The sequence below is a fragment of the Chrysosporum bergii ANA360D genome (assembly GCF_029891735.1).
Taxonomy (GTDB): domain Bacteria; phylum Cyanobacteriota; class Cyanobacteriia; order Cyanobacteriales; family Nostocaceae; genus Umezakia; species Umezakia bergii.
In genome coordinates this window covers 1-7,604 of record NZ_JANQDH010000004.1, presented here as the reverse complement: position 1 = coordinate 7,604, position 7,604 = coordinate 1, and the positions used below count along the sequence as shown (strand labels likewise).

At 40.9% G+C, this 7,604-nt stretch carries 7 protein-coding genes and 1 pseudogene; 5 read left to right on the top strand and 3 right to left on the bottom strand.

Going from position 1 to position 7,604, the window contains the following annotated elements; genetic code table 11:
* Together NWP17_RS00490 and tnpA are read left to right on the top strand one after the other, a co-directional pair.
* On the top strand, nucleotides 1-194 hold a 194-nt coding region (locus NWP17_RS00490), incomplete at its 5' end, for a zinc ribbon domain-containing protein (protein WP_425332629.1).
* Between the two features lie 79 nt (nucleotides 195-273).
* Nucleotides 274-674: pseudogene (tnpA, locus tag NWP17_RS00485) on the top strand (IS200/IS605 family transposase).
* A gap of 13 nt (nucleotides 675-687) precedes the next feature.
* On the opposite strand, the gene NWP17_RS00480 reads toward tnpA, so the two are convergent.
* The gene (locus NWP17_RS00480; protein ID WP_280652957.1) at nucleotides 688-1,464 is read right to left on the bottom strand and encodes a metal ABC transporter ATP-binding protein; all 777 of its coding nucleotides are present in this window, start codon (nucleotides 1,462-1,464) and stop codon (nucleotides 688-690) included.
* Nucleotides 1,465-1,550: 86 nt separating this feature from the next.
* Between NWP17_RS00480 and NWP17_RS00475 the strand changes: the two genes are divergently transcribed.
* From NWP17_RS00475 to hisS, 3 genes are all read left to right on the top strand, one after another.
* On the top strand, nucleotides 1,551-2,513 hold the full coding sequence (locus NWP17_RS00475; RefSeq protein WP_280652959.1) for a metal ABC transporter substrate-binding protein: 963 nt from the start codon (nucleotides 1,551-1,553) through the stop codon (nucleotides 2,511-2,513).
* 478 nt (nucleotides 2,514-2,991) lie between these two features.
* On the top strand, nucleotides 2,992-4,410 hold the full coding sequence (locus NWP17_RS00470) for an aldehyde dehydrogenase family protein (protein WP_280652956.1): 1,419 nt from the start codon (nucleotides 2,992-2,994) through the stop codon (nucleotides 4,408-4,410).
* Between the two features lie 29 nt (nucleotides 4,411-4,439).
* Complete coding sequence (hisS, locus tag NWP17_RS00465; protein WP_280652955.1) at nucleotides 4,440-5,834, top strand: histidine--tRNA ligase; 1,395 nt, start codon at nucleotides 4,440-4,442, stop codon at nucleotides 5,832-5,834.
* A 143-nt stretch (nucleotides 5,835-5,977) separates the two neighbouring features.
* Here the strand turns inward: hisS and NWP17_RS00460 are convergent, their stop codons facing one another.
* A complete protein-coding gene (locus NWP17_RS00460; RefSeq protein WP_280652954.1) occupies nucleotides 5,978-7,417 on the bottom strand; it encodes an FAD-binding domain-containing protein in 1,440 nt (479 codons plus the stop codon).
* 52 nt (nucleotides 7,418-7,469) lie between these two features.
* The coding region (locus NWP17_RS00455) for a transposase (protein WP_280652958.1) at nucleotides 7,470-7,604 on the bottom strand (135 nt) is incomplete at its 5' end.

The following is a 7,604-nucleotide window of genomic DNA, read 5'->3' as shown; positions in this document are numbered from 1 at the left end:
TTGTTTTGGAAGATTTGAATGTGTCAGGAATGCTCAAAAACCGGAGACTATCTAGGGCGATTAGCCAACAAGGGTGGCAGCAATTCAGAACTTTTTGTGAGGCTAAATCTGAGAAACTTAAAAGGGATTTCCGAGTAATTGACAGATGGGAACCTACTAGCCAGATTTGCTGTTGCTGTTGGTCTGTGGGGTAAAATCTGTACTGATATCTAGCTTTCATGCTTTGTGCTAACATTAGTCTGTTAAAATAAATTCTACACTGTTTAAGCAAAAATGACAAGTGGTTTAAGACATGAAAGACATAGTATCTCAGTCCTGAAAATACACTTGGTTTCTGTTACTAAGTATAGAAGAATAATTTTTACACATGAAAGTCTTGAACTAATTTACACATTATTTGTAGAGGTACTTGAAAGATGGATTTCCACATACTAGAGTTTAACGGAGAATCAGATCACATCTACGCACTCATTGAGTTTCCACCTACACTTTCAATATCTCAAATTGTTAATGCTTTAAAAGGTGTGTCTAGCCGTAGATACGGTCAAGGTGGATTTCCTAAACCCTATGGGAAGCAAGCTTTATGGAGTCCTAGTTATTTTGTGTCTTCTGTTGGTGGTGCGCCACTTGAGGTGCTGAGGAAATATATCCAGAATCAAGAAAAGCCGTCGTAGAACGACGGGGTTTTCAACCCATTTTTTTGATAATCCTCGGAAATTGACCACCGTAAGCGCGATCTAAATTTTCTTTGGTCAAGACTTGCTCCCGCACTCCTGTGGCGATTAATTGACGATTGAGTAAAATTAAATCATCAAAGTGGGTGATTGATTCCCCTAGGTCGTGGCTAACTACCAAGACAATTTTACCAGCAGCAGCTAATTCATGGAAAACTGCAAAAATCACAGCTTGGGTTTTTTGATCAATACCTACAAATGGTTCATCAAAGCAATATATATCTGCTTGCTGTGCCAAAGCCCTGGCTAAAAATACTCTTTGTTGTTGTCCCCCTGATAATTCTCCGATAGGCTGGTGGCGGTATACCAGCATTTCTACACGTTGGAGGGCGTTTTTAGTTTCTTGGCGACTAATTGCGGAAAAATTACGCAACCAACCTGTTTTCTTTACCCTTCCCATTATGGCTACATCCCAAACTGTAGCGGGGTAACTCCAGTCAATTTGGCTACGCTGTGGTATGTATGCTACTCGGTCTAGTTGCTGCATTAAAGGTTTTTGTTCATATAGCACTGTACCGCTAGTGAGTGGAACTAACCCCAGCATGGCTTTTATTAATGTACTTTTCCCCGCGCCATTGGGTCCAAAAATTCCTGTTATCTTACCGGGTTTAATAATACAGTTAACATCTGTTAAGGCTTCTGTGGTCCGGTAATGTACCCCCAAATGGGCAATATTAATGCTTGCGGTGGTGGCCGTATGGTTGTCTGGGATGGGGTACACAGTTATCATGTTGGGGAATTACAAAAAAATGAAAAGAATATGAGAATAGTTTAACCTAAAAATGAGAAAATTATGAAAACAAGTCTAACAACATGATGAAAGCAATTACTCAATCAAAAGCTAGATTATGCTGGTGTGCTTTGGTGGGAGTTTTGTTAGGGCTTTCTATGAATAGCTGCAATCAAGCAAACAACGCCGTGCGTAGGGATGACCAGCCGCGAGTAGTTGCAACTAGTACCATCATTGCTGATTTAACAGAAGAAGTTGGGGGAGAAGAAATTCAGTTAACTAATATTCTGCAACCAGGAGTTGATCCTCACGTTTATGAACCTACACCAGCAGACAGTCGGGTTTTAGAAAGGGCTGATTTGATTTTGTATAACGGCTACAATTTAGAACCAGGACTGATTAACTTAATTAATGCAGCCGGTGAGGATGTGCGGAAGATACCAGTGGGGGAAGTTGTTAAACCTTTACAGTTAGACGACTATCAAGGAAAATCCGTACCAGATCCCCATGTTTGGGCTAGTGCAGAAAATGCGATCGCTATGGTAAATGTCATCCGGGATGAATTAATTAAATTATCCCCCCAAGATCAAGCAGAATTTACTAACAGAGCATCACAACTAACTAATAAATTACAGCAACTGCATAACTGGATTAATCAACAAATTCAAACTATTCCCCCAGATAAACGCCACTTAGTTACTACCCATGATGCTTTTCAATATTATGGTCAAGCCTATAATATTGCGATCGCTGGGACTTTAATTGGTATTAGCACCGAAGAACAACCAAGCGCCCAAACAGTACAGCGTTTAGTAGAATCGATTAAAAAAATCAGCGTACCCGCCATTTTTGCTGAGACCACAATTAACCCGGCTTTAATTAAAACCGTGGCTAAAGAAGCTAGTGTAAAAATAGCACCACGTCAATTATACTCTGACTCCCTGGGCGCAAAAAACAGCGATGCAGACTCTTACATTAAAATGATGGTAGCCAACACCCGCACCATTGTTGAAGCATTGGGGGGCAATTACACACCCTTTCAGGAATAATACAGGCAATTTTAAAGATACTCAACACCACAATAACCAGTTTGCCCAGATGCTCTTAAATTCAAAAAAATATCAACTGCTCTACTAGCTGGTTTGAAAATATTTGCCCATATCAACCCTCAATTAGAGGATATTAAAATTGAGATGGCAAGTCTTGAAGATTAAAACTAGAGTTTTAATTTTAGCTGAGTGTATGATAATAATCAATATTGAAACTTTAATTTAAAAGCTAAGTTGGGTAGGCGATTAGCTTCACCAGTGTCCTAGGCAATTGCCATGGTACAAGGTTAAATAATTTACTTTTATTCCAGCCATGCGAGCCATACCCCCAAACTGACAGCTAATTATACTTTTACCCCAAATTAGACAGCAAACACTTAATAAAAAAGCAGCTAAAAACCATGAAAAACTCCAACCCATTGGGCATAGTTTAACTTGTAACAGGGGGAGCAAACATTACAACCAAAGCTAAAGACTCATGACTAAACCAATTGAAGTGCGTAACCCCCGCACCGGAAAATATGATTATATTATCCTCCCTCCTCCCCCTAGATTACTAATACACAAATGTAACCGCGCCCGCAGATCCCAAATTAACTGGCAAAAGATGGGTATAGAAGCAAGAATTTATGCCTTACAGCAGTGGAAACAAGCCATAATATCCCATCGGGAAGAGCTAACAGCAGCCTTGGTAAGTGATACAGGGAGATTGTCAGCTTCAGTATTAGAAATAGACTCCTTTCTAGCTATCATTGACCGTTGGTGTAGATTAGCGCCCGAATTACTCCAAAATTCAGCCAAAAATACAGCTATCCCCTTTATCGCCCTGGAACAAACATCAGTACCTTACCCCCTAGTAGGAGTAATCAGCCCCTGGAATTTTCCCTTATTATTATCTACAATTGATACTATCCCCGCATTATTGGCTGGTTGTGCCGTTATTGTCAAACCTAGTGAAATTGCACCCCGGTTTGTCGCCCCACTAATGACATCCTTGAGCAGCGTTCCTTTTTTGCGAGATGTATTAAGTTTTACTGAGGGAGCAGGAGAAACAGGTACTCATCTGATAGAAAATGTAGATTTAGTATGCTTTACAGGCAGTGTAGCCACAGGGCTAAAAGTAGCAGAAGCCGCAGCTAGGCGGTTTATTCCAGCTTTTTTAGAACTAGGAGGCAAAGACCCTGCCATAGTTTTAGAGTCAGCTGATTTAGAACTAGCCACCTCAGCAATTTTATGGGGTGCAGTGGTCAATAGTGGGCAGTCGTGCTTGTCCATCCAGCGAATTTATGTAGCCGAATCCATCTATGAAGAATTTTATCATCAACTGATAGCCAAAGCCCATAGTTTGCAGTTAGCTTATCCCACCGTTGACAGCGGAGAAATCGGCCCCATCATATCTGAAAAACAAGCGGAAATTATTAACAACCATTTAATAGATGCAGTGGAAAAAGGCGCATTAATTCATTGTGGCGGTAAAATAGAACAATTAGGCGGGGGTTGGTGGTGTCGTCCCACAGTCATTACCCAAGTCAACCATTCCATGAAAGTAATGACGGAAGAAACTTTTGGTCCAATTATGCCAGTGATGCCATTTCCCACCGTAGAAGAAGCGATATACTTAGCAAATGACTCCATGTATGGGCTAAGTGCTGCGGTCTTTGCTGAAACCGAACTAGAAGCTTTAGCAGTGGCCGAGCAAATCAACGCAGGTGCTATCAGTATTAATGATGCGGCTTTAACTGCCATTATGTATGAGGGAGAAAAAAATTCCTTTAAATTATCCGGTCTAGGTGGGTCACGCATGGGACCAGCAGCCATCAAGCGCTTCCTGCGAAAAAAAGCATTTTTGATTAAAACTGACTCTAGTCATGACCCCTGGTGGTTTGATACCCCATGAAGTAAACTGATCATTAACAAGGTAAAAGCATGGCTCAAGGCGACAAAATAAATTTTTCCAATCCCAGTGGTTTTCCTGAATTTCTCCCTAGTGAAAAGCGCTTAGAATTATATTTGTTAGATATCATTCGTCGCGTGTTTGAAAGCTACGGTTTTACACCCATTGAAACACCCGCTGTGGAACGTTTAGAAGTGTTACAAGCTAAGGGAAATCAAGGGGATAATATTATTTATGGTATTGAACCTATCCTACCGCCCAATCGCCAAGCGGAGAAGGATAAAGCCGGAGAAACCGGGTCAGAAGCTAGGGCTTTAAAATTTGACCAAACTGTTCCCTTAGCAGCTTATATTGCTCGTCACTTAAATGAATTAACTTTTCCCTTTGCTCGTTATCAAATGGATGTAGTTTTTCGGGGAGAACGGGCAAAAGATGGGCGTTTTCGTCAGTTCCGCCAGTGTGATATTGATGTCATCGCCCGTCGGGAACTGAGTTTACTTTATGATGCTCAAATGCCGGCTATTATCACGGAAATATTTGAAGCTGTGAACATTGGTGATTTTCTCATCCGCATTAATAACCGCAAAATTCTGACTGGTTTCTTTAAATCGGTGGGAATTGCTGCCAATAAAATTAAGTCTTGTATTGGCATTATTGATAATTTAGAAAAAATTGGGGAAGCTAAAGTTAAGCAAGCCTTAGCAATTGAGGGAATTATACCAGAACAAACCCAAAAAATTATTGATTTTATTAGTATTGATGGTTCAGTTGATCAAGTATTAGATAAACTCCATCATCTGGCGGAAAATTTACCAGAACCAGACCAGTTAAAATTGGGAGTAACTGAGTTAGCAACTGTAATTACTGGCGTGCGTAATTTGGGAGTTTCTGAACATCGTTTTACCATTGATTTATCTATTGCCCGTGGTCTTGATTACTACACTGGTACTGTTTACGAAACAACTTTATTAGGACATGAAAGTTTAGGTAGTATTTGTTCTGGGGGAAGATATGAAGAATTAGTAGGAACTTTTTTAGGTGAAAAAATGCCTGGTGTGGGTATTTCTATCGGCTTAACTCGGTTAATTAGTCGGTTATTAAAAGCTGGTATTATTAATACTTTATCTGCTACACCAGCCCAGGTAATGGTGGTGAATATGCAGGCTGATTTAATGCCTATTTATTTAAAGGTGTCTCAAAACCTGCGCCGGGCGGGGCTGAATGTGATTACTAATTTTGATAAACGTCCATTGGGTAAACAATTTCAATTAGCCGACAAACAAGGAATTCAATTCTGCGTCATTGTTGGGGCTGAGGAAGCCGCAGCAGAAAAATCATCTCTCAAGGATTTAAACTCAGGTGAACAAGTGGAAGTGGCCTTAGAAAATCTCGCTGAGGAAATTAAAAAAAGGTTGGGCAATACATGAGAGCATTTCTTAGACACGTGAGAGATAAAATTTTTGTATTGCGGGCATCTTGCCCGCTAAAGATATGCCTCACTTGGGCAAAATTCGCTATATCATAATTATTGATGTTTCTTAGATTGCCAGTCAAGGAACTATAAACGGTATCAGCCCATCATTTCTTTTTGCTGTTGGTACTTGTTCTTAAATAAAGCTTGCTGTACCTTATGATCTACAATTGGTTCAGGATAGCCAAGGGTATGACGTTCTAAAGCAGGAATTTTACCAGTTACTAAATATTCTGCATCTACAGACCTTAATTCTGATACCCATTGGCGAATATATTCCCCTTCTCGATCAAATTTTTGTGCTTGACTGGCTGGGTTGAAAATCCTTAACGGTTTCGGGTCCATACCACTAGAGGCACTCCATTGCCAGCCACCGTTGTTAGCAGATAAATCACCGTCGATGAGTTTCTGCATAAAATATTTTTCTCCCCATTGGGGATTGATGATTAAATCTTTAGTTAAAAAACTAGCTACAATCATCCGACAACGGTTGTGCATCCAACCAGTTTGATTTAATTGCCGCATGGCAGCATCCACAATGGGATAACCTGTTTTTCCCTCACACCAAGCCTGAAAATGTTCTGGGTTATTTTGCCAAGGAAAATTTTTGAAGTTGTCTCGGTATGCCCCTTGAGCTAATTGGGGAAAGTTATACATAGCGTGTTGATAAAACTCTCGCCATGCTAGTTCCTGTTGCCATGTGCGGATACTTGCTTCTGCTTCAGAACTGCGGGTATGTTCTCCCGCCTCTAAAGTAGCTTGCCACACAGCACGAATGCCAATAACTCCAAATTTAAAAGCCGCACTTAGTCTGGATGTGCCATCAATACTGGGAAAGTTACGCTGTTCTTGGTATTCAGTGATGCTATGTGCTAGAAATTCCTGTAATCTTTCTTGTGCTGCGGCCTCTCCTGGCGCAATGATTAATTCTTGCTCCCAGATAAATCCTAAGTCCTTAGCCAATGGTAATTCAATTACTCCTGCTTGTTTGGCAATTTCTTGTTCAGTTTCTGTTAACCCGGTGGCATTTTCTAGAGTTTCTACTGGTTTAGCTTTGGGTTTACTACTCCAATTTTTCCAAAAGGGACTGTACACACTATAAGGACTTTTAGTGCCTGTGCGAATTTCCTCTGGTGAGTGGAGTATCTGATCCCAACTTGGGGAGAGAAATTCAATCCCTTTTTCTTTGAGAGCATCCATCACCAAGCGATCGCGTGTTTGAGAATAGGGTTCTACATCCCAATTCCAAAATACCGCTTTAGCATTTACAGCCTCCGCTAAAGCTGGTATGGTTTGCACCGGATCACCACGAAGTATTAACAATTGGCTGCCCAGTTTAGCATACTGCTGTTTTAGCGCATCTAAACAGCCCATCATATATGTTACCCTAGCCGGGGCGACATCATCAGCCTCTAAAATATGGGGGTCAAGGCAAAACACCCCCACCACTTTTGCACTCCGTCCTCTAGCCGCACTGAGTCCTGTGTTATCAGAAATCCGTAAATCACGACGATGCCAAAACAAAATTAAGTCAGACATTCCACACCATTCATTTAATTTATCTAAAAAATGGGTTGAAAACCCCGTCGTTCTAGGACGGCTTTTCTAGATTCTGGATATATTTCTTCAGCACCTCAAGTGGCGCACCACCAACAGAATACAGAAAGTAACTAGGACTCCATAAAGCTTGCTCCCCATAGGGTTTAGGAAATCCACCTTGACCGTA

Bases quoted from the DNA above. Each gene is read 5' to 3' on its own strand.
- NWP17_RS00480 (WP_280652957.1), bottom strand. From the start codon at position 1,464: ATGATAACTGTGTACCCCATCCCAGACAACCATACGGCCACCACCGCA.
- NWP17_RS00475 (WP_280652959.1), top strand. From the start codon at position 1,551: ATGAAAGCAATTACTCAATCAAAAGCTAGATTATGCTGGTGTGCTTTG.
- NWP17_RS00470 (WP_280652956.1), top strand. From the start codon at position 2,992: ATGACTAAACCAATTGAAGTGCGTAACCCCCGCACCGGAAAATATGAT.
- hisS (WP_280652955.1), top strand. From the start codon at position 4,440: ATGGCTCAAGGCGACAAAATAAATTTTTCCAATCCCAGTGGTTTTCCT.
- NWP17_RS00460 (WP_280652954.1), bottom strand. From the start codon at position 7,417: ATGTCTGACTTAATTTTGTTTTGGCATCGTCGTGATTTACGGATTTCT.